Raw genomic sequence first — 23,614 nt, forward strand, 5'->3', positions numbered from 1 at the left:
GGTGAGGCCGGGGATGTCAACATATCTGGCGTTGACTTTTGGCACGCTGTTGAGTTCTCAAGGAACGGTCACTTCCTTCAGGCCGCCTTCCAGCGAGCCCTCCGGGCGCTTCGTTCGTTCCACCAGCTTAGCAGATCCGTTTACTAGGTTTTCACCAAGTTTTTGCGGTTCCGACATCTGGTGTTCATCACCGTCTTGCGGCGACTCGACAAACCATAGCCCTTCCGCGACGGAGTGCCTAATCGAGCCGCGCCCCCGGTCACCCGTTCGGCCCGTCGCCCGCTGTTCACACCCCTCTATGCACCCCGATCGGCGCGATCGTCCAGGCTCACCCGCATGGCGTAGAGTTCGGCGCATCGACCAAGAGGACTAGACCACTTGAAGCCACTGAGGCCCCTGCCAGCAGGGGTGGCGGGTGGCACCGAGTGCAGTTGTGCGCCGGCCGGGCGGGATCGCCACCCGCGAACCGCTCTGGACGGCGCTTGCGAAATGTCCGAACTTGGCATGATTTAGGCTTCAGAACGATCACACCGTCGCTGCCCGCGGCGGCTCGCTGTGCCGCGTCTCTGGGAGGACCCCACCATGACCACTGTGACCTCGCCGCTGGCCGGTCGTGCCGTCGGGCTCGCGAACGTGCCCGACCCCGTCTTCGCCGGGGCGATGGTGGGCCCCGGCACCGCCATCGACCCGGTCCGGGAGGTCACCGAGGCGGTGGCTCCGGTGGACGGGGTCGTCGTGTCGATGCACCCGCACGCCTTCGTAGTGGTGGACGCGGACGGGCACGGGGTACTGACCCACCTGGGGATCGACACCGTGCAGCTCAACGGCGAGGGCTTCGAGCTGCTGGTGAACAAGGGCGACACCGTCACCCGCGGGCAGGCGGTCATCCGCTGGAACCCGGCCGAGGTCGAGAAGGCCGGCAAGTCGCCGATCTCCCCGATCGTGGCGCTGGAGGCCGCGCCGGACGCGCTGGCCGGGGTGGCCGAGACCGGGGACGTCGCCGGTGGCGACGCGCTCTTCATCTGGAACTAGCTCCACCGAGAACCCGTAAGACCGCCGCGCCGTCCCACTTCCCCGACCGAGGGTGGGGCGGCCGGCAAGTACCCGGCCCGGCCGTGACCCCACGTCCGGACGGCGGGCCCGCACCCGGGTGAAAGGAACCCACTCATGGAACAGGCGCTGCGAGGCGTAGGTGTCAGCCACGGTGTCGCGATCGGCCAGGTCCGGCACATGGGCACGGCCGTGCTGGAGCCCCCGGCCACCCAGATCCCGACCGAGGACGCACCCCGCGAGCAGGCCCGTGCCCAGGCGGCCGTGGACGCCGTCGCGGCGGACCTGATCGCCCGCGGCAACCTGGCCGGCGGTGAGGCCCAGGCTGTGCTGGAGGCCCAGGCGCTGATGGCGCAGGACCCCGAGCTGATGGCCGACGTGAACCGGCGGATCGCGGTCGGCAGCAGTGCCGAGCGCGGCGTGTACGACGCCTTCGCCGCGTACCGGGCGCTGCTGGCGGCGGCCGGGGAGTACCTGGCGGGCCGGGTGGCCGACCTGGACGACGTGCGGAACCGGATCGTGGCGCGGCTGCTCGGCGTGCCGATGCCGGGCGTGCCGGACAGCGACGAGCCGTACGTGCTGTTCGCCCGGGACCTGGCGCCGGCCGACACCGCGCTGCTGGACCCGACGCTGGTGCTCGGCTTCGTGACCGAGGAGGGCGGGCCGACCAGCCACAGCGCCATCCTGGCGCGGGCCATGGGCGTGCCGGCCGTGGTCGCACTGGCCGGGGCGACCGAGCTGCCGGAGGGCGTGTTCGCCGCGGTGGACGGGTCCACGGGTGAGGTGTTGATCAACCCGAGCGAGGAGAAGCAGGCCGAGCTGCGGGCGCTGGCCGCCGAACGCAAGGCCGCGCTGGCCTCCTCCTCCGGCCCGGGGCAGACCTCGGACGGGCACAAGGTGCCACTGCTGGCCAACATCGGCGGTCCGGGTGACCTGCCGGCCGCGCTGGAGGCGGGCGCCGAGGGCATCGGGCTGTTCCGCACCGAGTTCCTCTTCCTCGACGACTCGGCGAAGGCGCCGAGCGAGGAGAAGCAGGTCGAGGCGTACCGCAAGGTGCTGGAGGCCTTCCCGGAGGGCCGGGTGGTGGTCAGGGCGCTGGACGCCGGTGCGGACAAGCCGCTGGACTTCCTGACCCCGGCGGACGAGCCGAACCCGGCGCTGGGTGTGCGCGGGCTGCGCACCCTGCTGGAGAACCCCGAGGTGATGCGGACTCAGCTGCGCGCACTGGCCCGGGCCGCCGAGGGTCTGCCGGTGTACCTCGAGGTGATGGCCCCGATGGTGGCGGACCGGACGGACGCCAAGGCGTTCGCCGAGGCGTGCCGCGAGGCGGGGCTGAAGGCGAAGTTCGGCGCGATGGTGGAGATCCCGTCGGCCGCGCTGCGGGCCCGCTCGATCCTCCAGGAGGTCGAGTTCCTCTCGCTGGGGACCAACGACCTGGCCCAGTACACCTTCGCGGCGGACCGTCAGGTCGGCGCGCTGGCCCGGCTGCAGGACCCGTGGCAGCCGGCGCTGCTCGATCTGGTCGCGCTTTCGGCGGACGCGGCCAAGGCGGAGGGCAAGAGCTGCGGTGTCTGCGGCGAGGCGGCCTCCGACCCGCTGCTGGCCTGTGTGCTCACCGGTCTCGGCGTGACCAGCCTGTCGATGGGTTCGGCGTCCATCCCGTACGTGCGGTCGACGCTGGCGAAGTACACGCTGGCGCAGTGTCAGCGGGCGGCCGTGGCGGCCCGCGCGGCGGACTCGGCCGAGGAGGCCAAGGCGGCGGCGCAGCAGGTGCTGTCCGGCGAGTAGGGCCGAACGGCGAAGGAGCGGTGCTCTCCCCGTGGGGGTGGAGAGCACCGCTCCTTCGCGTCCGCTGACGGCGGGTCAGCCGCGGCGGGCGCGGCCGAGGTGTTCGAAGAAGCGCAGGTGGTCGAGGTTGTCGACGGAGCCGGGGTTGACGGCCTGGTCGAGGGGGGTGCCGGCCAGGAGGCGCTTGACCGGGACCTCGATGCGCTTGCCGGTGAGGGTGTGGGGCAGGCCCTCGACCGCGATGACCTCGTCGGGGACGTGACGGGGCGACAGTTCGGTGCGCAGCGAGGTGCGGATGCGGCCGGTCAGGGTTTCGTCGAGCTCCGCGCCGGGGGCGAGGACGACGAAGAGGGGCATCCAGTAGCCGCCGTTCTCCTCCTCCAGGCCGATCACCAGGGACTCGCGGATCTCGGGGAGGCGCTCGACCACCTCGTAGATGTCCGAGGAGCCCATCCGGACGCCCTGGCGGTTGAGGGTGGAGTCGGAGCGGCCGTGGATGACCACGGTGCCGCGGGAGGTGGCGGTGATCCAGTCGCCGTGGCGCCAGATGCCGGGGTAGGTGTCGAAGTAGCTGTCGTGGTAGCGGCGGCCGTCCTCGTCGCCCCAGAAGCCGACCGGCATGGACGGGATGGGCTTGGTGACGACCAGTTCGCCGACCGCGTCGGTGAGCGGCTTGCCCTGGACGTCCCAGGCCTGGACGTCGGCGCCGAGGCAGGGGGCCTGGATCTCGCCGAGGTACACGGGGAGGGTGGGGACGCCGCCGACGAAGCAGGAGCAGACGTCGGTGCCGCCGCTGACGGAGGCGAGCCAGACGTCGGCCTTGACCTCGTCGTAGATCCACTGGAAGCCGTCGGGCGGCAGCGGCGAGCCGGTGGTGCCGAGGCAGCGGACGGCGGAGAGGTCGAGGTCGCGGCCGGGGTGCAGCTCGGCCTTGCGGCTGGCGATCACGTAGGCGGCGGAGGTGCCGAGCACGGTGGCGCCGGTACGGGCGGCGACGGACCAGAAGGCACCGGTGTCGGGGTGGCCGGGGCTGCCGTCGTAGGTGACCACCGTCGAGCCGACCAGCAGGCCGGCGACGAGGAAGTTCCACATCATCCAGCCGGTGGAGGTGTACCAGAGGAAGCGGTCCTCGGGGCCGAGGTCCAAGTGGAGGCCGGCCTGCTTGAGGTGCTCGACCAGGATGCCGCCCTGGCCCTGGACGATCGCCTTCGGGAGGCCGGTGGTGCCGGAGGAGTAGAGCACCCAGAGCGGGTGGTCGAAGGGCACCTGCTCGAAGACCGGCTCGGCCTGACCGGCCGTCAGCTCGTCCCAGGAGAGGGCGCCTTCGGGGGCGGGGGTGCCGAGCAGCGGGACGTGCACGACCGTGTGCAGCGAGGGCAGTTCGCGGCGGAGCTCGGCGACCACCTCGGAGCGGTCGTGGTCCTTGCCGCCGTAGTGGTAGCCGTCGACGGTGATCAGGGCGACGGGGGCGAGCTGCTGGAAGCGGTCGAGCACGCTGCGGGCGCCGAAGTCGGGGGCGCAGCTGGTCCAGACGGCGCCGACGGCTGCGCTGGCGAGCAGGGCCACGATCGCCTGCGGGACGTTGGGCAGGTAGCCGGCGACCCGGTCGCCGGGGGCGATGCCGCGCTCGCGCAGGGCGGCGGCGAGGGCGGCGACCTGGCGGCGGAGCTCGGCCCAGCTGACCGGGACGGGCTCGGTGGTCTTCTCGTCCAGGTGCAGGATGGCGGGCCTGTCGGCGTTCTCGGCGGCCTCGCCGTGGCGCAGCACGTGCTCGGCGTAGTTCAGCCGGGCGCCGGGGAACCACTCGGCGCCGGGCATCGCGGCGGAGCCGAGGACGGCGGTGGGCGGGGTGGAGAAGCGGACGTCGTACCACTCGGTGACGGCCCGCCAGAACCGGGACAGGTCCTCGGTGGACCAGGCGTGCAGCGCGGCGTACCGGGCGGCGGCCTCATCGTCGCCGGTTGCGGGGGCGAGCGGGGCGGCGGGGGCGCCGTGGTGCTCGGCGGCCCAGGCCTGGAAGGCGACGATCTGGGTGGCGGCGGCGCGAGCGGGGTCGGGCCGCCAGAGGGGCTGGTCCTGGTGTGGGGTGCTCACGGTGGTGTACTCCCGGCCGGGCAGGGGACGGAACGCCTCGTTGCGGCCGTCCGAGGGTCGCTGACGGCTGGACTCTGCCACGTGATCGTGATCGGCGCCAGGGTGTCCCGGAGCCTTCGCCACCTCGGTGATTCTCGGTCACCGGGCCTGGTCGGAGGCCTGGGCCTAGCATCGGGGTATGGGAGAGCGAACTTTCGCGCCCTACGCGCCGCAGCTCCTCCTGGAGACCGACGGCGACTCGCAGGTGATGAGCCCGGGTCGCGAGTACCACGTCGGGCGTGATCCCGCCGGGGAGGTCGTGTTCAGCGATCCCCGGGTGTCCTGGCATCACGCGGTACTCCACGTGGACGGCGACCACTGGGCGCTCGACGACACCGGCTCGACCAACGGGACCTGGGTTTCCGGGGAACGGGTGAGCCACCTGGATCTGACGCCGGGCAGCACGCTGCGCTTCGGCAGCGCGCAGGACGGCCCGTACGCGACCCTGGCACCACTGCCGGAGCCCACCAGAACGGTGCGGGCCCCGTCGGCGCTGACCAGGATCACCGGCTCCTACCGGCCGCCCACCAGGGTGCAGCGGCTGCCGGACCGGGTGGTGCGGATCGGCCGGGCCGAGGACAACGACCTGGTGCTGGACGACCTCTCGGTCTCCCGGCACCACGCCGAGCTGCGGGCGAGACCCGACGGCCGGTACGAGATCGCCGACGTGGGCAGCCACAACGGGACCTTCCTGAACGGCTCGCCGGTGACGGTGGCGCTGGTCGGTCCGGAGGACCTGGTCGGGATCGGGCACTCCGTGTTCTGCCTGGTCGGGGACGAGCTGCAGGAGTTCGCCGACACCGGGGACGTGGACCTGGACGTGGACGGGCTGGTGGTGGAGGTCGCGGGCGGGCGGCGGCTGCTGGACGGGGTGACCTTCCCGGTCGGGCAGAAGTGCCTGCTGGCGGTGGCCGGGCCGAGCGGGGCGGGCAAGTCCACCCTGCTGAACGCGCTGACCGGGCTCCGCCCGGCCGACCAGGGCTCGGTCCGCTACGACGGCCGTGACCTGTACCGGGACTACGCGGAGCTGCGCCGCCGGATCGGGCTGGTGCCGCAGGACGACATCCTGCACACCCAGCTGACGGTGCGTCGGGCGCTGCGCTACGCGGCCGAGTTGAGGTTCTCCGGGGACACCACGCCCGAGGAGCGGGCCGCCCGGGTGGAGCAGGTGATCGGCGAGCTGGGGCTGGTGCAGCGGGCCGACCAGGTGATCTCCAGCCTGTCGGGCGGGCAGCGCAAGCGGGTGAGCGTGGCGCTGGAGCTGCTGACCAAGCCTTCGCTGCTCTTCCTGGACGAGCCGACCTCGGGCCTGGACCCGGGGATGGACCGCTCGGTGATGCAGATGCTGCGCGGGCTGGCGGACGACGGCCGGACGGTGGTGGTGGTCACCCACAGCGTGCTGAGCCTGGACCTGTGCGACCGGCTGCTGCTGCTCGCGCCGGGCGGGAAGATCGCGTACTACGGGCCGCCCGGGGAGGCGCTGGGCTACTTCGGCTTCGAGCAGTGGCCGCAGGCCTTCGAGGCCTTCGAGGAGGACCGGGCCCGGGACTGGGCGGGTCAGTACCTCGGCTCGGACGAGCACCGCCGGTACATCGCGGACACCATGGGGCGCCCGGTGCGGCCGGCCGTCCAGGCCGCGGTGCCCTCGCCCGCGCCGCCGCCGCAGGGCTGGTGGTCGCAGCTGGGGACGCTGGTGCGCCGGTACGCGAACGCGCTGACGGCGGACCGGACCTTCCTGGCGGTGATGATCGCGCTGCCGTTCGTGATGGGCGCGATGGCCCGGGCGCTGGCGGGCAGCAAGCTGGGGCCGGACACGGCGCTGAACGGGCTGCTGATCCTCTGCGTGGGCGGCGTGCTGACGGGTGCGGCCAACGCCGTGCGCGAGCTGGTGAAGGAGCGTTCGATCTACCAGCGGGAGCGCGCCGTCGGGCTCTCCAGATCGGCGTACCTCTGGTCGAAGATCGTGGTGCTGGGGACGATCACGGTGGTCCAGGCGGTGGTGCTGACGCTGGTCGGCCTGGCCGGGGTGAAGCTGAGACCGCAGGGCGGCGGCGGGGTGCTGATGCCGCCGCTGGTGGAGATCACGCTGGCGGTGGCGATGCTCTCCTTCACCGCGATGATGCTCGGCCTGGTGGTCTCCGCCGTGGTGAAGAAGGAGGAGGTGACCATGCCGCTGCTGGTGCTGCTGGCGATCGTGCAGGTGGTGTTCTGCGGGGCGCTGCTCCAGCTGAACGGGGTGCCGGTGCTCAACCAGCTCTCCTGGCTGGTGCCCTCCCGCTGGGCGCTGGCCGCGATGGCCGCCACGGTGGACCTGCGGCAGGCGGTGCCGGGCGAGCTGACGGAGGATCCGCTGTTCCGCCATCAGCTGTCGACCTGGCTGGTCGACATGGGTGTGCTGGCCGGGCTGTCCGTGCTGTTCGGCGTACTGGTGCTCAGGCTGCTGCGGCGGCAGGAGCCGGCCGTGATGCGCGGGTAGGGCGGGCACGGTGGAGGGCTTCCGCAGCACCCACGTGGTGCCCGAGGGCGGGCTGCCCAGCTGGGAGGGGCCCGACCCCTCCCGGCCCACGGCGCGGCTGGACGCCCTACTGCCGGTGATGCTGGCGGGCACCAGCGGGGACTGGGCCCGGGTGGTCTGCTCCAACGGCTGGACCTGCTGGGTGGACGGCCGCCTGCTGGTGGCCCTCCCCCAGCGCCCGCCGGCGGCCGGGCTGCCCACGGCCACCGACGCCGACCCTCGGCCGCTGCTGGCCGAGCTGGAGGCGGCGATCGCCCGGTACCGGGAGCTGCTGGACCTGTACGCGGACGGGCGGCTGGACCTGGAGGGCTTCCGGGCCCGGACGGCCGGGCTGCGGGTCGGCGCGGTGCTGGACGGGCCCTCCGTCTGGCTGCTGGACCTGGAGCGGGGGCGCTGGTCGTACTGCCAGGCGGCGCAGCTGCAGCCGTTCGCCACCGTGGAGCCGGCCGAGGGCGGGGCGGGGCGGGCGGCGAAGGCGTGAACGGGGTGACGCAGGCCGACCTGACCGGGCAGCAGCTCGGCGGGTACCGGCTGGAGAAGATCATCGGGCGGGGCGGGATGGCGGTGGTCTACCGGGCCGAGGACCTGCGGCTGGGGCGGACGGTGGCGGTCAAGCTGCTGGCGCCCGAGCTGGCCCGCAACGATGTGTTCCGCGAGCGCTTCGCCCGCGAGTCGCGGGCCGCGGCCGCGATCGACCACCCGCACATCGTCCCGGTGTACGAGGCCGGGGAGTCGGACGGGGTGCTGTACATCGCGATGCGCTACGTGCGGGGCCGCGACCTGCGGGCGCTGCTGGACCGTCAGGGGCCGCTCACCGTGCGGCAGGCGGTGCGGATCACCGCGCAGGTGGCCTCGGCGCTGGACGCCGCGCACGCGCACCAGCTGGTGCACCGGGACGTGAAGCCGGGCAACGTGCTGGTGGCGGAGGGCACCGACAGCGACCACCCCGAGCACGTCTACCTGACCGACTTCGGACTGACCAAGAAGTCGCTCTCGCTGACCGGGCTGACCACGGTGGGGCAGTTCGTGGGGACGCTGGACTACGTGGCGCCGGAGCAGATCTCCGGGCGGCCGGTGGACGGGCGGTGCGACATCTACAGCCTCGGGTGCGTGGTGTACGAGGAACTGACGGGGGCTCCGCCGTTCCGACGGGAGGACGACCTGGCGCTGCTCTGGGCGCACCTGCACGACGAGGCGCCCTCGCTGAGCGAGCTGCGACCGGACCTGCCGGCGGGGCTGGACGAGGTGCTGGGGCGGGCGCTGGCGAAGACGCCGGAGGAGCGGTTCGGGAGCTGCCTGGAGTTCGTGGCGGCGCTGCGGGCGGTGGACGCCGGGGCGCCGGTGGCCGCTCCTGCCGGGCCGTCCCCGACGGAGGTGGTGCCGGTGGTGGAGGAGCTGCCGGTGCCGCCCGCGTGGGCGTGGCCGGTGTTCGTCCGGGAGGGGTGACGTCCGGGAGGGGTGACGGGCCGTCAGGCTCGGGAGCGGCGGCGGGCGGCCAGGCCGCCGAGCAGGCCCGCGATGGCGCCCCAGAGGGCGGCGAGCGGGACGGTGCGCAGCAGGTCCGGGGTGAGGGAGACGCCGCCGCCGGCCGCGTCGAAGCCCAGGAGCGAGAGGCCGAGGGCGGCGGAGATCCGGGTGACCAGGCCGAGCAGGAGGACGGCCACGGCGAGGGCGGCGGCGAGGTGTGCCGCGTACTGCCAGAGGCGGGTCCCGGGTGTGGTGCGGCGGGCCGCGCCGTAGCCGGTGAGCAGGATCGTCACGGCGGCGAGGGCGGCCAGCAGCCAGGCGCGGCCGTCCTGGGCGGCGAGGGAGTTCAGGTCGAGGGTGGCCTCCTGGCCGGACGGGACGCGGAGCACCTCGGCGAGGGCGGGCGGCATGGGCAGGCCGATGTCGTTGGGGGCCGAGCCGTGCCAGGAGCCGCCGAGGCCGATGCCCAGGGCCATCCAGGCGAGGTTGGGCAGGGCGAGCAGGAGGACGGCGAAGGTGGTGCGGGGGTGGCCGTCGACGGCGGCCGTGACCAGGCCGGCCAGCGCGGCGAGGGCGACGTAGAGCAGCAGGAGGGTCAGTACGGCGTGGGCGGCGGGCTGGACGGCGGAGCGGTGGCGCAGGAGGGCCGGCGGCAGGGGCGCGCGGCGGGAGGCCAGCAGGGTGAGGAGGAGGACGCCGGCCAGCCAGAGCAGGCCGATGCCGAGGGTGGGGAGCAGGGCGGTGCGGAAGCCGACCGCGGGAGCCGCGCCGAACGCGGCGCCGAGGTCGTCGAGGAGCGGGTCCCCGGTGGGGACGGTGAAGCTGTGCTCGGCGGGGAGCCGGAGCAGGGCGAGCAGGACCAGCCAGAACAGGGCGGTGCGGCCCGCTCTGACGGCGAGTTCGGCGGGGGTGACGACGGCGCGCAGGCGGAGTGGGCGGAGGAAGAGCCAGGCGGTGGCCAGGGCACCGAGGAGGGTGACGGAGAGCGGCATGGCCTCTAGCCCGCCCTGGGCCTCGGCGACGAAGGCCGCCGTGCCGTTGAGCTCGACGGGGACACCGAGGGCCATCAGCACGGTGGCGGCCACCACGGAGGGGAAGGCGCCTTCGGGGAGGGCGTCGGCTCCGGCCGGCCAGAGGCCTAGGGCGGCGAGGGCGGCCATCAGGAGCAACGGCACGACGGCGGTGAGCGCGGCGTCCGCCCAGGGGCGGAGGCGGTGTGCGGCGGGGCTCGGCGGACCGGGCTCGGGTGACATGGCGGCTCCCGACGGGCGGGGACTCCGGACCGTTCCAGCTTCGGCCACCGGGAAGGCCTCGGCGAGCCGCGCGGGCCGGGCGGAAAAGCCGTTGCGGATCCGACAGGCGGACTGTGAAGGTCGCTCGGACGGAAGGGGCGGCAGTGGCACTGGTCGGGAAGCGCTCGCGAAGCATCGTGGTGGACGGGGTCGAGTACCGCTGGCGGGTCCGTCACAAGCCGACGTACTGCCAGGGCAACGGCTGGTCGCCGCTGACCTTCGCGGTCGAGGACGCGACGGCCCGGGGCGTCGTGCTGGTGGTGGAGACCGATCGCTCGCACCCCGGGAGCTGGACCGGCGAGCCTCCCGTGGCGGTCCTTCCGGCGGAGGTGGCACCGGCTGTCCGGGCCGCGCTCGCGGCAGGGTGGACTCCGCTCATACCGGGGATCCCGTTCCGGCTGGAGCTCTCGGCGCTGCGGAGCTAGTGCCGTGCCCGTCATCCGGGCGGCGGCGGTCGGCGAGACGTGCGGGACGGGCGGGTCGAGAATGAGCGGCGGGGGATTCCAGCCGTTGGAGGCAGGTCGTGAACTCCCACCCCCCGTCCGAGCCCACCGGTCCGTACTCGAAGCCGCCTTCGGGCGGCGGGGGCGGGCCCTCGCCGACCGAGCCCGCGATGCCGCAGCCCTCGGGCGGGTCGGTGGAGCCGCCGAGCGGGCCGGCGTCCGGGCCGTCCTCCGGTGGGGTGGTGTCGGGGCCGCCGTCCGGGCCGCTGTCGGGGCCGAACGGGGGGCCGCCGGCGGCGGGTGACGGTGCGTCAGGGGGTGAGCCGCCCGGGCGGCGGCTGGTGCCCGCCGGGGGCGGCGACGGGGGTCGGCCGCGGCCGTGGTGGCGGGGGCCGAAGGGGTTGGCCGTGGTGGCCGTGGCGGCGGGGGCCGCGGTGCTGACGGTGGTGCTGACCAACGGGGGCGGTGGCAAGGGCACCAAGACCGAGGCCATGCAGCAGGTGGCGTTGCAGCCGGTGGCGGCGTCGGGGCCGGATCCGTTCACCGGGTCGGTGGCGGTGGTGGCGATGTCGGAGAGTGCGACGGCCTCCGGGGCGGCGAGTGCCTCGGGGTCGGCGACGGGCCGGACGGTGACGGGTTCGGACCCGGGGCTGTACGGGGGCAGCCGGCAGACGGCCAGCTGTGACGTGCCGAAGCTGTCGGCCTTCCTGACGGCCGATCAGGCCAAGGGCCGAGCCTGGGCCGGGGTGCTGGGCATCGACCCGTCCACCATCGACGCCTACCTGCGCTCGCTGACCCCGGTGGTGCTCCGTTCGGACACCCGGGTGACCAACCACGGCTTCGCGGGTGGCGTGGCCACCCCGTACCAGTCGGTGCTGCAGAGCGGAACGGCGGTGCTGATCGACGGGCGCGGGCTGCCCCGGGTGCGGTGCGCCTGCGGCAATCCGCTGCTGCCGCCGGCCGCGCTGGTGACGCCGCCCGCGTACTCGGGGACGCCGTGGCCGGCGTTCAAGCCCCAGGACACCGTGGTGGTGAGCCCGGCGCCGTCGCCGTTGAAGGACGTGACGGTGGTGGACCCGTCGAGCGGGCAGTCGTACGCGCACGGGGTGGGCTCGCCGTCGGCCTCCGGCTCGGCATCGGCGTCCAAGTCCGGGCCGGCGTCGGGGTCGGGGTCGGGGTCGGGGTCGCCGTCCGGGTCGGGCTCCGCCTCGCCGGGCTCGAAGTCGCCGGGGGCCCCGTCCTCCGCGCCGTCGGTCGGGCAGCAGGAGTCCGGGGCGCCGTCCGGGTCCGGCCCGGCGCTGCGCAGCGGGGCGGCGTCGCCGTCCGGTGGGCAGAGCAAGGCGCAGGTGCAGAGCCCGGCCCAGAGTCAGGGGCAGCAGCAGAGCCCGGCGCAGGAGCGCAGCGCCGTCCGGAGCCCGGCGGCCGGTCAGTCGTAGGCGCCCTTGAACCAGGCCTCGGCGATCTGGGTGTGCAGCGGGAAGGCCAGCCGGGTCGGCAGGGTGATCAGGTGCCAGCCGTCGGTCTCGTCGGTGGGCACGGAGGGCGGCAGCGCGTCGAGGGCGAGCGACGGGAAGAGGGCGAAGAGCATCAGGAAGGCGCCGCGCTCGTCGCTGCCGGTGTCGGCGAGGCGGGCGTGGGCGGGGTCGACCGCCAGGCCGGCCTCCTCGCGGAGTTCGCGGGCGGCGCCGGTCTGCCAGTTCTCGCCGTAGTCGATGTAGCCGCCGGGGAGGGCGAGCTCGCCGTAGCCGGGCTCGATGGTGCGGCGGATGACGAGCAGGGCGCGGGTTCCGTCCGGCTGCTCGACCGGCTGGAGGGCGACGGCGACGGGCAGCGGGTTGCGGTAACTGATCTCGCCGCAGCCGGGGCAGGTGCGCGGCCAGGTGGTGAGGCCGGGGGCGTACGGGGTGCCGCACCAGTGGCAGTGCGTGAAGGGGCCTGTCATGGCTGGATGCTAGTGCCGACGGGTGACGGTGCGTCAGTGTCTTGCGGGACGGACCGGGCGTACGGTGCGATCTTGCGCGTTGTAGCGTGCGGTGGTCGGCGTACGGAGGGTGAGGACAGTGACGAACGCGTTCGCGCGGGCGCTGGCGGCGGGGCCGCTGGTGCTGGACGGGGGTCTGTCGAACCAGTTGGCGGACGCGGGGCAGGACCTCTCGGACGAGCTCTGGTCGGCCCGGCTGCTGGCGGACGACCCGGCGGCGCTGACGGCGGCTCACCGGGCGTACGTCGAGGCGGGGGCGGAGGTGGTGATCACCTCCAGCTACCAGGCGAGTTTCGAGGGCTTCGCGCGGCGGGGGGCCTCGCGGGCGGAGGCCGCCCGGCTGCTCGGGGAGAGCGTGGCGCTGGCCCGGGCGGCGGGGCCGGCCTGGGTGGCGGCCTCGGTGGGGCCGTACGGGGCGGTGCTGGCGGACGGGTCGGAGTACCGGGGGCGGTACGGGTTGACGGTCGGTCAGCTGGTGGACTTCCACGGGCCGCGGCTGGAGGTGCTGGCGGCGGCCGGGCCGGACGTGCTGGCGGTGGAGACGGTGCCGGACGCCGACGAGGCCGAGGCGGTGCTGCGGGTGCTGGGCGGTCTCGGGGTGCCGGCCTGGCTGTCGTTCTCGGTCGACGGGGAGCGGACCAGGGCGGGGCAGCCGCTGGCGGAGGCCGCGGCGCTGGCCGCCGGGGTGCCCGAGGTGCTGGCCGTGGGGGTGAACTGCTGCTCCCCCGAGGACGCCGACCGGGCGGTCGGGGTGGTCGCGCAGGCGGCCGGGAAGCCGGTGGTGGTCTACCCGAACAGCGGGGAGGACTGGGACGCCGGGGCCCGGGACTGGCGGGGCGGGTCGACCTTCGTGCCCGAACGCGTGGCGCAGTGGCTGGCGGACGGGGCCCGGCTGGTGGGAGGGTGCTGCCGGGTCGGACCGGCGGAGATCGCGGCGCTCGCCCGGGTGGTCCGGGAGGCGGACGTGACCGAGCGAACTGACAGCCGCTGACGGAGAACGTGCGCGCCCGGCCGTCGGCCTGGCAGACTCGGGGCGATACCACTGCGGTCGACAATGTCGACCGCCTGTCAGCGGAGGTACACATGCCAGGGCCGATCCAGTCGCTCTCCCGGGCTGCCGCGATCATGCGGCTGCTGGCCGGTGGCGAACGGCGGCTGGGCCTGTCGGAGGTGGCCACCGCGCTCGACCTGGCCAAGGGTACGGCGCACGGCATCCTGCGCACCCTCCAGATGGAGGGCTTCGTCGAGCAGGACCCGGAGAGCGGGAAGTACCAGCTGGGCGCCGAGCTGCTGCGGCTCGGGCAGAGCTACCTCGACGTGCACGAGCTGCGGGCCAGGGCGCTGGTCTGGGCCGACGACCTGGCCCGGGCCAGCGGGGAGACGGTCTACCTCGGGGTGCTGCACCAGCAGGGCGTGCTGATCGTGCACCACGTGTTCCGCCCGGACGACACCCGGCAGGTGCTGGAGGTGGGTTCGATGCAGCCGCTGCACTCCACCGCACTGGGCAAGGTGCTGGTGGCGTACGACCCGGTGGCCCGGGGCGAGCTGGGCGAGGGCCCGCTGGAGTCGTACACCGCGCGGACCCTGACCGACCTGGCGGACATCGACGCCGAGGCGGCGCTGACCAGGGAGCGCGGCTGGGCCGCGGCGGTGGAGGAGACCTGGGAGGGCGTGGCCTCGATCGGCGCGCTGATCCAGGACCGCCGGCGCAATCCGGTGGGGGCGGTGTGCATCAGCGGGGCGGTGGAGCGGGTCTGCGAGGACGGCTTCGTGAAGCCCTCACTGGTGGCCTCGGTGCGCAGTGCGGCCCGGGCGATCTCCCGGGACCTGGGTGCCGGCCGTTTCTAGGGCCGCCCCCGGCCGTCGTTTCTGACGCTTCGTGAGTTTCCCGCAGGCGCGGGCAGGTTGATTCCTGCCCGCGCCTTGGTGTTTTGTCCGCTTTTCCGGTGACAAGGGCGCTGATTTCGCGGGCACCGGGGGATCACCGTGAGTGATGGATCACAGGTCGGTCACCCGCCCTTGACGCGGGGCCGACGACAGAGGGAAGCTTCCGCATGACGGTCGACATTGTCGAACGGTGTCCGGAGCGACCGGAACGCCACCCGTCGGCGCACGACCCCGGGACGGGACCGTGCACCTCCCCCCACCTGCTCCGGTCACGGACGAAGGAGTCCTTTGTGTCCGCGTTCACCAACGGCGACATCTTTGTCGGCGAAACCCTCGGCACCGCCGCTCTGATACTCCTGGGCGGCGGCGTCTGCGCCGCAGTGACCCTGAAGAAGTCCAAGGCCGTCAACGCCGGCTGGCTCGCCATCACCTTCGGCTGGGGCTTCGCGGTGATGATCGCCGCCTACATGTCCGCCCCGAAGTCCGGTGCCCACCTGAACCCCGCCGTGACGCTGGCCATCGCCGCCGACACCGGCGAGTGGGGCAAGGTCCCGCTCTACCTCGGCAGCCAGCTGCTCGGCGCGATGATCGGCGCCGCCCTGGTCTGGGTCACCTACCTGGGCCAGTTCCAGGCGAACGAGGAGCCCACCCTGGGCATCTTCTCCACCGGCCCCGAGGTCCGGAACCCGGTGCAGAACCTGCTCACCGAGATCATCGGCACCTTCGTGCTCGCCCTCGCCATCCTCACCCAGGGCCTGAACAAGGGCCTGGGGCTCTCCGGCACCGGCATCCTGATCGTGGCCCTCACCGTGGTCGGCATCGGCCTCTCGCTGGGCGGCCCGACCGGCTACGCGATCAACCCGGCCCGTGACCTCGGCCCGCGCATCGTGCACGCCCTGCTGCCCATCCCGAACAAGGGCGGCTCCGACTGGTCCTACGCCTGGATCCCGGTGGCCGGCCCCGTCATCGGCGGTCTGCTGGCAGGCGGCTTCTACCACCTGGCGTTCTGACAGCCTGTTGGTTTGCCCCACTCCTGAGCACGGGGACTGACCACTCGTCAGCCCGATCTTCCCGAACCCCCATTCGAGCCGAGGACCCTCCATGACCTCCACTGGCAACTACGTCGCCGCGATCGACCAGGGCACCACCTCCAGCCGCTGCATCATCTTCGGCGCGGACGGCCGGATCGTCGCCGTCGACCAGCAGGAGCACCGCCAGATCTTCCCGCAGCCCGGCTACGTCGAGCACGACGCCGCCGAGATCTGGACCCGGGTGCAGTCCGTGGTCCGCGGCGCGCTGGAGAAGGCCGGACTGACCAAGGACGACATCCGCGCGGTCGGCATCACCAACCAGCGCGAGACCACCGTGCTGTGGGACAAGAACACCGGCGAGCCGGTGCACAACGCGCTGGTGTGGCAGGACACCCGGACCGAGGGCCTCTGCCGCGAGCTGGGCCGCAACGTCGGCCAGGACCGCTTCCGCCGCGAGACCGGCCTCCCGCTGGCCAGCTACTTCGCCGGCCCGAAGATCCGCTGGCTGCTGGACAACGTCGAGGGCCTGCGCGAGCGCGCCGAGGCCGGGGACATCCTGTTCGGCACCATGGACACCTGGGTGATCTGGAACCTCACCGGTGGCGTCAACGGCGGCAAGCACATCACCGACGTGACCAACGCCAGCCGCACCATGCTGATGAACCTGGCCACCCTGGCCTGGGACGAGCGGATCGCCGAGTCGATGGGCGTCCCGATGCAGGTCCTGCCGGAGATCCGCTCCTCCGCCGAGGTCTACGGCCACGCGGTCGGCGACCTGGAGGGCGTCCCGGTCGCGGCCGCGCTCGGTGACCAGCAGGCCGCGCTGTTCGGCCAGACCTGCTTCAACGAGGGCGAGGCCAAGTCCACCTACGGGACCGGCACCTTCCTGCTGCTGAACACCGGCGAGAAGATCGTCAACTCGTACCACGGCCTGCTGACCACGGTCGGCTACCGGATCGGCGACCAGGCCCCGGTCTACGCCCTGGAGGGCTCGATCGCGGTCACCGGCTCGCTGGTGCAGTGGCTGCGCGACCAGCTGGGCATCATCTCCACCGCCGCCGAGATCGAGACCCTGGCCTCGACCGTCGACGACAACGGCGGTGCCTACTTCGTGCCGGCCTTCTCCGGCCTGTTCGCCCCGTACTGGCGCTCCGACGCCCGCGGTGTGATCGCCGGTCTGACCCGGTACGTGACCAAGGGCCACCTGGCCCGCGCCGTGCTGGAGGCCACCGCCTGGCAGACCCGCGAGGTCGTCGACGCCATGCAGAAGGACTCCGGCGTGGAGCTCACCGCCCTCAAGGTGGACGGTGGGATGACCTCCAACAACCTGCTCATGCAGAACATCGCGGACGTCCTGGACGCCCCGGTCGAGCGGCCCTACGTGGCCGAGACCACCGCCCTCGGCGCGGCCTACGCGGCCGGTCTGGCGGTCGGCTTCTGGCCGGACCTGGACACCCTGCGGGCCAACTGGCACCGCGCCGCCGAGTGGACTCCCCGGATGGACGAGGCCACCCGCGAGCGGGAGTACAAGAAGTGGCTCAAGGCCGTGGAGCGCACCATGGGTTGGGTGGAGGAGGACGAGGAGAGCTGACCGTCACGCCGGTCGGGGCCGCAGCGGCCCCGACCGGCCAACGTGGTTTCTTGACGGCCTCTCAGCAGGAGGCCGCAGCGCAGTACAACGAGAGGAGATGCGGCGCCGCCCGCACCGGCACCGCAACACACACCATGGCTTCCATCCCGACCCTGGGCGCCGGCTACACCAACGGCCGTACCGCCTCCCGTGCCGAGGCCCGCGAGCTGCTCGGCAAGGCCACCTACGACCTGCTGGTGATCGGCGGCGGCATCCTCGGCACCGCCACCGCCTGGACCGCCGCCCAGTCGGGCCTCAAGGTCGCCATGGTGGACGCGGGCGACTTCGCCGGCGCCACCTCCTCCGCCTCCTCCAAGCTGGTGCACGGCGGTCTGCGCTACCTGCAGACCGGCGCGGTCAAGCTGGTCGCGGAGAACCACAAGGAGCGCCGCGTCCTCTCCACCGACGTCGCCCCGCACCTGGTCAACCCGCTGACCTTCTTCGTGCCGGTCTACAAGGGCGGCCCGCACGGCGCCACCAAGCTCGGCGCCGGCGTCTTCCTCTACTCCGCGCTCTCCGCCTTCCGCGACGGCATGGGCCGGGTCTCCACCGCCGCCCACGCCGCCCAGCAGGTGCCCGCGCTGCGTACCGAGGGCCTGCGGTCCGTCGCCGTCTACGGCGACCACCAGATGAACGACTCCCGGGTCGCCGTGATGACGGTGCGCGCGGCGGTCGAGGCCGGGGCCGTGGTGCTCAACCACGCCGAGGTGACGGGGCTCCGGTTCACCGGCACGCGGGTGACGGGCGCCGAGCTGAAGGACCGTCTGGACGGCACCGAGTTCGGCGTCAACGCCCGCCTGGTGCTCAACGCCACCGGCCCGTGGGTCGACCACCTGCGCCAGATGGAGGACGCGGGCGCCGCCCCGTCCATCCGTCTGTCGAAGGGCGCGCACGTGGTCGTCAAGCGGCGCACGCCGTGGCGCGCGGCGCTCACCATCCCGATCGACAAGTACCGCGTGTCGTTCGCGATCCCGTGGGAGGACCACGTCCTGCTCGGCACCACGGACGAGGAGTACACCGGTGACCCGCGCGACGTGCGCGCCACCGAGGCCGACATCGACCAGATCATGGGCGAGGCCGGTCACGCGATCCGCGACGAGCACCTCGACCGCGACCTGATCACCTACTCCTTCGCCGGCCTGCGGGTGCTGCCCGGCGGCCCCGGCGACACCGCCGCCGCCAAGCGCGAGACGGTCGTCACCGAGGGCCGGGGCGGCATGCTCTCGGTGGCCGGCGGCAAGTGGACGACGTACCGTCACATCGGCCGCACCGTCCTGGAGAAGCTGGCCCACGTGCCCGGCACCGGCCTGCGCGAGGACATGTCCCCGATCCCGGCCACCGTCCCGCTCCCCGGTGTCGGTGCCCCGAACGCGGTGGCCCACCGCCTGCTGGTCGACCGCGAGCCCGGCTCCCGGATGGAGCCGCTGGTGGCCAAGCACCTGGCCTCGCACTACGGCACCCTCTCCTTCGAGATCGCCCACCTGATCGCGGAGAACCCCGAGCTCGGCGAGCCGATCCACGCCGACGGCCCGGACGTCTGGGCCCAGGTCGCGTACGCCGCCGACAACGAGTGGGCGTACACGGCGGACGACGTGCTGCGCCGCCGCACCACCATGACGGTCCGTGGGCTCGACACTCCGGAGATCCGCGCGGAGGTCGAGGCCTTCCTCGCGAAGCGCGGAAAGAAGTAGGACACAGCCTCGCGAAGCGCGGAAAGAAGTAGCGGCAAGAAGTAAGCGTCCGTCAGGACACCGGAACGGCCCGCCCCTTGCCACGGGGGGCGGGCCGTTCGGCGTTCAGGCCGGCTCGGCCAGTGCTCCGGCGAACCAGACGACCGGCTCGGTGTCCCCGCGCGCGACGGCCCAGGCCGCGACCCGCTCCGCCTCGGCCCGGGTGGTGAGCAGCCCGCCGGGGCCGGTCCGCACGCCCAACTCGGCGACCGCGTCGCGGTGGAGGTCGCGGCAGAGCCAGGTGTGCAGGTGGCCGAAGTCGTAGCCGAGCACCTCCCAGCCGAGCACCGTGCCGCCTTCGGCGAGCGGTCCGCGCGCCTCCAGGGTGGGCAGCAGCACCGGCTCGTACTCCCCCTCCGCCCGGATCGCCTCCGCCAGCGCCGCCGCGCGCTCGGGCGGGACCAGCAGGGCCACCAGGCGTGCACCCGGCTCGGTCAGGGCAGATCGGGCGTCCGCCGCCGTGGCGAACCAGCTGTCGTCCTCGGGCAGGTGGTCGATCAGGCAGGAGGAGGCTGAGAGCAGCGCGTCGGTCTCCGGGAAGTCACCGCCCGTCAGCTTCTCCGGTCTGACCACCAGGTATCCGGCCGTCACCAGCTCGTTCGTCATCCGCCCATGATCGCACCGCGCGTCCGCACCGACCCGACCGGCCGTCAGCCGCGCAGGCGGTTCCAGAGGGAGCGGGCGGTGGCTCGGGCGGGGGTGCCTTCCACCGTGTCGGGCCAGCCGGTCACCTCGCCTGCGAACCAGATGGCCGGCTTGCTGTCGTCCCAGGCGTTGAGCCCGGCTGCTACGCGCTCGGCGTCGGCCAGGTCGGGGAACAGGCCGTCCGGGCCGGGGTGGAGGCCGAGTTCGGCGAGGACCGCTCCGGACGGGTCGTGGCAGCGCCAGGTGTGCAGGTGGCCGGCGTCGTAGCCGAGCACCTCCCAGCCGAGCCGGGTGCCGTCCTCTGCGAGCGGGGGCGGCCAGTCAAGGTTGGCGAGCAGCACAGGCTCGTCGCCCTCGGCGTTCCGGACCGCCTCTGCCAGGGACTTCGCCTGCTCGCGGGTGACCAGCAGCGCGAGCACCCGGGCCGTCGGGCCGACCGGTACTTGGGCGCAGGCGGCCAGGGCGGCCTCCCGGGAGGAGAACCAGTCGTCGTCCCGGGGCAGTTGGCGCACCTGGCAGGCGGCGACGGAGACCTGCCCGGCGTGGTCCTCGGCCACCAGGTAGCCGGCCACCACCGAGGGTTCGTCCGGCGTCCGGGGCGGCGGGAGGAGGCGGGTCCGCTTCGTCAGCAGGGGCAGCGCGTCGCAGCGCTCCGGGAGGCGGCGCTCCTCCAGCCAGAAGAGGTAGCCGCGCAGGTCCTCCTCCAGCCGGAGGTCGATGTACTCGACGTAGCCGTGCAGTTCGTGGTCCAGCGTGAAGCGGCTCCCGCTCTCGGCGTACCTGGGCCTGGTCTGCCAGAACCCGGCGGCCTTGAGGGCCCACTCCTTGACCCGGCCGCGCTCGTGCCACCACGCCCGGACGGCGGCGGGCGTCCAGTGTTCGTCGCCGTCCATGCCGTAGTGGCCGTCGGTGCGGCGGCGGACGTCGGTGACCAGGCCCTGGACCTGGGCGGCGTCGACGGGCTGACGGTAGACCAGGTCGACGACCGCGCGCTCCTCGTGGGCGAGCAGTTCCGCGGCGTCGCGCGGCCCGAAGCCCTCCTCGCGGGTGGTGCCGTAGAACGGGCCCGGCACGCCGCGCCAGTTCCGCTCGGCCCAGCGACCGTCGAACGGGTCGCCGTTCGTTGAGACCAGCTTGCGGGCCGTGGGGACCGGGTCCCAGTACCTCGCCGACACGTCCATCCCCCTCGCTGCCGAAACACCGGACGGCCGCCACCCTTCCAGCGGAGGGTGACGGCCGTCCATGGCCTGGAGGGGCACGGCACTAGATGATCAGGCTGAGCGGGAGGATCAGGGCGATCGCGGTGACCGAGATCAGGGTCTCCATCACCGACCAGGACTTGAGGGTCTGACCGACCGTCATGCCGAAGTACTCCTTCACCAGCCAGAAGCCCGCGTCGTTGACGTGCGAGAAGAAGAGCGAGCCGGCGCCGATGGCGAGGACCAGCAGGGCGGCGTGAGTGGTGGAGAGGTCGGCGGCGAGTGGGGCGACGATGCCGGCGGCGGTGATGGTGGCGACGGTGGCGGAGCCGGTGGCGAGGCGGATCAGGACGGCGATCAGCCAGCCGAGCAGCAGGGCGGAGATGTGCCACTTGGCGGACCAGGAGCTGACGGCTTCTCCGACGCCGACGTCGATCAGGGTCTGCTTGAAGCCGCCGCCCGCGCCGACGATGAAGACGATGCCGGCGATCGGGGCGAGGGACTTCTCCATGGTGGTGGAGATCCGGGCCTTGGTGAAGCCGGCCGCACGGCCGAGGGTGAGCATGCCGAGCAGGGTGGCGGCGAGCAGCGCGATCAGCGGGGAGCCGATGAAGTCGGCGATGCGCTGGGGCATGGCCTTGGGGTCGTCGATGACCACGTCGGCCAGGGCCTTGCCGAGCATCAGGACCACCGGCAGCAGGATGGTGGCGAGGACGGCGGCGAAGGAGGGGGTGCGCTCGGGCTTCTCTGTGGCGGGCGGGGCCGGGGGCAGCTCCAGCGGGCCGACCCAGCGCTCGGCGAGGCGGGCGAAGAGCGGGCCGGCCACGATCAGGGTGGGCACCGCGATCAGCAGGCCGAGCGCGAGGGTGACGCCGAGGTCGGCCTTGAGGGCGTCGACGGCGACCAGCGGGCCGGGGTGCGGGGGCACCAGGCCGTGCAGGACGGAGAGGCCGGCCAGGGCGGGGATGCCGAGGCGGATCATCGGGACGTTCCCGCGGCGGGCGACCAGGATCACGATCGGGATCAGCAGGACCACGCCGACCTCGAAGAACAGCGGCAGGCCGAGTACCGCCGCGATCAGCGCCATCGACCAGGGCAGCATCCGCTGGGAGGAGCGGCGCAGCACGGTGTCGGCGACGATGTCGGCCCCGCCGGAGTCGGCCAGCAGCTTGCCGAGCATGGCGCCGAGGCCGATCAGCAGGCCGACGCCGGCCACGGTGGAGCCGAAGCCGGTGGAGAAGCTGGCGAGCAGCTTGTCGAAGGGGGCGCCCGCGACGGCGGCGAGCACGCCGGAGCCGAGGATCAGGGCGAGGAAGGGGTGCAGCTTGAAGCGGGTGATCAGCAGCACGATGACGCCGATGCCGAGCAGCACCGCGAGCAGCAGGACGCCGTCGCTGGAGGTGTGCGGGAGCGGGGCGGCGAGGAGGTGGGGGGTGGTGGTCACGCGTGGTCTCCGTTGACGGGCGCGGGGGTGGGGGTCAGCGCTGAGCCGTGATCAGGGCGGCGGCGCGGTCGGCCAGTTCGGCCGGGGTGGGGTCGACGTCCAGGGCGAAGCCGGGCTCGTCCGGCCGGAGCGGTTCGAGCGCGGCGTACTGGGAGTCGAGCAGCGCCGGCGGCATGAAGTGGCCGGTGCGGGCGGCCAGCCGGGAGCGGATCAGGGCCTGGTCGCCGGTCAGGTGGACGAAGCGGGTGGCCGGGGCCTGGCTGCGCAGGGTGTCCCGGTAGCTCCGTTTGAGGGCGGAGCAGGCCACCACTCCCCCGGTGCCCTCGGCGACCCGGCCGCCGAGCCAGTCGGCCAGGGCCAGCAGCCAGGGCTGCCGGTCGGCGTCGTCGAGCGGGATGCCGGCGGCCATCTTGGCGATGTTCGCGGGCGGGTGGAAGTCGTCGGCCTCCGCGTACGGGAGGGCGAGCCGCTCGGCGAGCAGGCGGGCGACGGTGGTCTTGCCGACGCCCGACACGCCCATCACCACGAGGGTGGGCGGCCGGTTCTCGACGCTGAGACCCATGGCTGGTGCTCCTTGTTCTGGCTGGTCAGGACTGACACTGCCGCAAAGGTATGACTTATTCAAGACGCGGCAACCCAATCGTCATACATATGTGGCGAAGATATCCTGACCAGATGGAGATCCAGGGCCTGCCCGGCCGACTGCTCGCCGACCTCGGACCGGCCATCGCCTCCGGCGAGATCCCCGAGGGCGCGGTGCTGCGCGGCGAGGAGCTGGAGGCCAGGTACGGGGTGTCCCGGACGGTGGTCCGGGAGGCGGTGCGCATCCTGGAGTCGATGCGGATGGTGGCCTCCCGGCGCCGGGTCGGCATCACCGTGCAGCCCAAGGCCGGCTGGGACGTCTTCGACCCGCTGGTGATCCGCTGGCGCCTCGCCGGGGCGGACCGCTCCGCGCAGCTGCGCTCGCTGGGCTCGCTGCGGGTCGCGGTGGAGCCGGCCGCCGCCGCGCTGGCCGCCGTCCACGCCACCGACGACCACCGGCGCGAACTCGGCGCCCTGGCGGTCGAACTGACGGTCAGTGCCCGCTCCGACCTCTCGGTCTTCCTCCAGCACGACATCGCGTTCCACGCGACGGTGCTGCGCGCCTCGGGCAACGAGATGTTCGCCCACCTCGGCGACACCGTCGGCGCCGTCCTCACCGGCCGCACCGAGCACCAGCTGATGCCGCATCAGCCCGAGCCGTACGCGGTCGCGCTGCACCGCGAGGTCGCCGACGCGATCTGCGAGGGCCGCTCCGGGGACGCCGAGACGGCCATGCGCACCATCGTGCAGGGCGCGCTGGACGAGCTGAACGCCGTACTCGGCTAGTGCCGTGCCCG

The 23,614-nt window shown here is 73.3% G+C and carries 20 protein-coding genes; 13 read left to right on the plus strand and 7 right to left on the minus strand.

All coding sequences use genetic code 11. The annotated features are described in order from the left end of the window. Positions 1–582: 582 nt before the first annotated feature. Both ACZ6ZR_RS27790 and ptsP read left to right on the plus strand, forming a co-directional pair. Complete coding sequence (locus ACZ6ZR_RS27790) at positions 583–1,032, plus strand: PTS sugar transporter subunit IIA (RefSeq protein ID WP_465646811.1); 450 nt, start codon at positions 583–585, stop codon at positions 1,030–1,032. A gap of 135 nt (positions 1,033–1,167) precedes the next feature. Next, positions 1,168–2,838, plus strand: a complete 1,671-nt coding sequence (gene ptsP, locus ACZ6ZR_RS27795; protein ID WP_465646813.1) for a phosphoenolpyruvate--protein phosphotransferase — start codon at positions 1,168–1,170, stop codon at positions 2,836–2,838. A gap of 75 nt (positions 2,839–2,913) precedes the next feature. On the opposite strand, the gene ACZ6ZR_RS27800 is transcribed toward ptsP, so the two are convergent. Then, positions 2,914–4,932 (minus strand): acetoacetate--CoA ligase, encoded by a 2,019-nt coding sequence (locus ACZ6ZR_RS27800; protein ID WP_465646936.1) that lies wholly within the window; start codon positions 4,930–4,932, stop codon positions 2,914–2,916. Between the two features lie 178 nt (positions 4,933–5,110). Between ACZ6ZR_RS27800 and ACZ6ZR_RS27805 the strand changes: the two genes are divergently transcribed. The 3 genes from ACZ6ZR_RS27805 to ACZ6ZR_RS27815 are packed head-to-tail and all read left to right on the plus strand — an operon-like array spanning position 5,111 to position 8,932. Next, complete coding sequence (locus tag ACZ6ZR_RS27805; RefSeq protein WP_465646815.1) at positions 5,111–7,447, plus strand: FHA domain-containing protein; 2,337 nt, start codon at positions 5,111–5,113, stop codon at positions 7,445–7,447. A gap of 10 nt (positions 7,448–7,457) precedes the next feature. Continuing rightward, entirely contained in the window at positions 7,458–7,967 is a 510-nt protein-coding gene (locus ACZ6ZR_RS27810; protein ID WP_465646817.1) for a hypothetical protein, read from the plus strand. A gap of 5 nt (positions 7,968–7,972) precedes the next feature. After that, the gene (locus ACZ6ZR_RS27815) at positions 7,973–8,932 is read left to right on the plus strand and encodes a serine/threonine-protein kinase (protein WP_465646819.1); all 960 of its coding nucleotides are present in this window, start codon (positions 7,973–7,975) and stop codon (positions 8,930–8,932) included. Between the two features lie 23 nt (positions 8,933–8,955). Here ACZ6ZR_RS27815 and ACZ6ZR_RS27820 read toward each other — a convergent pair whose 3' ends face one another. Beyond that, positions 8,956–10,206 carry a streptophobe family protein gene (locus tag ACZ6ZR_RS27820; protein ID WP_465646821.1) on the minus strand — a complete coding sequence of 417 codons (1,251 nt, stop codon included), beginning with the start codon at positions 10,204–10,206 and terminating at the stop codon, positions 8,956–8,958. 143 nt (positions 10,207–10,349) lie between these two features. Between ACZ6ZR_RS27820 and ACZ6ZR_RS27825 the strand changes: the two genes are divergently transcribed. Together ACZ6ZR_RS27825 and ACZ6ZR_RS27830 are read left to right on the plus strand one after the other, a co-directional pair. Further along, entirely contained in the window at positions 10,350–10,670 is a 321-nt protein-coding gene (locus ACZ6ZR_RS27825) for a hypothetical protein (protein WP_465646823.1), read from the plus strand. A gap of 425 nt (positions 10,671–11,095) precedes the next feature. Then, positions 11,096–12,124 carry a DUF6777 domain-containing protein gene (locus ACZ6ZR_RS27830; RefSeq protein WP_465646825.1) on the plus strand — a complete coding sequence of 343 codons (1,029 nt, stop codon included), beginning with the start codon at positions 11,096–11,098 and terminating at the stop codon, positions 12,122–12,124. Here ACZ6ZR_RS27830 and ACZ6ZR_RS27835 read toward each other — a convergent pair. Further along, positions 12,115–12,630: an NUDIX domain-containing protein gene (locus tag ACZ6ZR_RS27835; RefSeq protein ID WP_465646827.1), complete on the minus strand. Its 516-nt coding sequence runs from the start codon at positions 12,628–12,630 to the stop codon at positions 12,115–12,117. The two genes, ACZ6ZR_RS27830 and ACZ6ZR_RS27835, sit on opposite strands and share 10 nt — an antisense overlap. A gap of 118 nt (positions 12,631–12,748) precedes the next feature. On the opposite strand from ACZ6ZR_RS27835, the gene mmuM reads away from it, so the two are divergent. The 5 genes from mmuM to ACZ6ZR_RS27860 all read left to right on the plus strand — a co-directional run bounded on the left by mmuM (position 12,749) and on the right by ACZ6ZR_RS27860 (position 18,908). Then, complete coding sequence (mmuM, locus tag ACZ6ZR_RS27840; protein WP_465646829.1) at positions 12,749–13,660, plus strand: homocysteine S-methyltransferase; 912 nt, start codon at positions 12,749–12,751, stop codon at positions 13,658–13,660. Between the two features lie 92 nt (positions 13,661–13,752). Continuing rightward, complete coding sequence (locus ACZ6ZR_RS27845; protein WP_465646830.1) at positions 13,753–14,517, plus strand: IclR family transcriptional regulator; 765 nt, start codon at positions 13,753–13,755, stop codon at positions 14,515–14,517. 329 nt (positions 14,518–14,846) lie between these two features. Further along, a complete protein-coding gene (locus ACZ6ZR_RS27850; RefSeq protein WP_465646832.1) occupies positions 14,847–15,566 on the plus strand; it encodes an MIP/aquaporin family protein in 720 nt (239 codons plus the stop codon). 91 nt (positions 15,567–15,657) lie between these two features. Next, a complete protein-coding gene (gene glpK / locus ACZ6ZR_RS27855; RefSeq protein WP_465646834.1) occupies positions 15,658–17,178 on the plus strand; it encodes a glycerol kinase GlpK in 1,521 nt (506 codons plus the stop codon). 134 nt (positions 17,179–17,312) lie between these two features. Further along, positions 17,313–18,908, plus strand: a complete 1,596-nt coding sequence (locus ACZ6ZR_RS27860) for a glycerol-3-phosphate dehydrogenase/oxidase (RefSeq protein ID WP_465646836.1) — start codon at positions 17,313–17,315, stop codon at positions 18,906–18,908. A gap of 105 nt (positions 18,909–19,013) precedes the next feature. Here the strand turns inward: ACZ6ZR_RS27860 and ACZ6ZR_RS27865 are convergent, their stop codons facing one another. The 4 genes from ACZ6ZR_RS27865 to ACZ6ZR_RS27880 all read right to left on the minus strand — a co-directional run bounded on the left by ACZ6ZR_RS27865 (position 19,014) and on the right by ACZ6ZR_RS27880 (position 22,797). Beyond that, positions 19,014–19,553, minus strand: a complete 540-nt coding sequence (locus tag ACZ6ZR_RS27865) for a hypothetical protein (RefSeq protein WP_465646838.1) — start codon at positions 19,551–19,553, stop codon at positions 19,014–19,016. Between the two features lie 44 nt (positions 19,554–19,597). Then, positions 19,598–20,767 (minus strand): hypothetical protein, encoded by a 1,170-nt coding sequence (locus ACZ6ZR_RS27870; RefSeq protein WP_465646840.1) that lies wholly within the window; start codon positions 20,765–20,767, stop codon positions 19,598–19,600. Positions 20,768–20,855: 88 nt separating this feature from the next. Beyond that, positions 20,856–22,235 carry a GntT/GntP/DsdX family permease gene (locus ACZ6ZR_RS27875; RefSeq protein ID WP_465646842.1) on the minus strand — a complete coding sequence of 460 codons (1,380 nt, stop codon included), beginning with the start codon at positions 22,233–22,235 and terminating at the stop codon, positions 20,856–20,858. Between the two features lie 34 nt (positions 22,236–22,269). Continuing rightward, entirely contained in the window at positions 22,270–22,797 is a 528-nt protein-coding gene (locus ACZ6ZR_RS27880; RefSeq protein WP_465646844.1) for a gluconokinase, read from the minus strand. 113 nt (positions 22,798–22,910) lie between these two features. Here ACZ6ZR_RS27880 and ACZ6ZR_RS27885 point away from each other — a divergent pair, with 113 nt between their 5' ends. Beyond that, positions 22,911–23,603, plus strand: coding sequence for a FadR/GntR family transcriptional regulator (locus ACZ6ZR_RS27885; protein ID WP_465646846.1), 693 nt, complete (start codon positions 22,911–22,913; stop codon positions 23,601–23,603). The last annotated feature ends 11 nt before the right edge of the window (positions 23,604–23,614 follow it).

This window comes from Kitasatospora sp. NPDC088742, assembly GCF_055584905.1.

Bases quoted from the DNA above. Each gene is read 5' to 3' on its own strand.
- ACZ6ZR_RS27790 (WP_465646811.1), top strand. From the start codon at position 583: ATGACCACTGTGACCTCGCCGCTGGCCGGTCGTGCCGTCGGGCTCGCG.
- ptsP (WP_465646813.1), top strand. From the start codon at position 1,168: ATGGAACAGGCGCTGCGAGGCGTAGGTGTCAGCCACGGTGTCGCGATC.
- ACZ6ZR_RS27805 (WP_465646815.1), top strand. From the start codon at position 5,111: ATGGGAGAGCGAACTTTCGCGCCCTACGCGCCGCAGCTCCTCCTGGAG.
- ACZ6ZR_RS27820 (WP_465646821.1), bottom strand. From the start codon at position 10,206: ATGTCACCCGAGCCCGGTCCGCCGAGCCCCGCCGCACACCGCCTCCGC.
- ACZ6ZR_RS27835 (WP_465646827.1), bottom strand. From the start codon at position 12,630: ATGACAGGCCCCTTCACGCACTGCCACTGGTGCGGCACCCCGTACGCC.
- ACZ6ZR_RS27845 (WP_465646830.1), top strand. From the start codon at position 13,753: ATGCCAGGGCCGATCCAGTCGCTCTCCCGGGCTGCCGCGATCATGCGG.
- glpK (WP_465646834.1), top strand. From the start codon at position 15,658: ATGACCTCCACTGGCAACTACGTCGCCGCGATCGACCAGGGCACCACC.
- ACZ6ZR_RS27860 (WP_465646836.1), top strand. From the start codon at position 17,313: ATGGCTTCCATCCCGACCCTGGGCGCCGGCTACACCAACGGCCGTACC.
- ACZ6ZR_RS27865 (WP_465646838.1), bottom strand. From the start codon at position 19,553: ATGACGAACGAGCTGGTGACGGCCGGATACCTGGTGGTCAGACCGGAG.
- ACZ6ZR_RS27880 (WP_465646844.1), bottom strand. From the start codon at position 22,797: ATGGGTCTCAGCGTCGAGAACCGGCCGCCCACCCTCGTGGTGATGGGC.
- ACZ6ZR_RS27885 (WP_465646846.1), top strand. From the start codon at position 22,911: ATGGAGATCCAGGGCCTGCCCGGCCGACTGCTCGCCGACCTCGGACCG.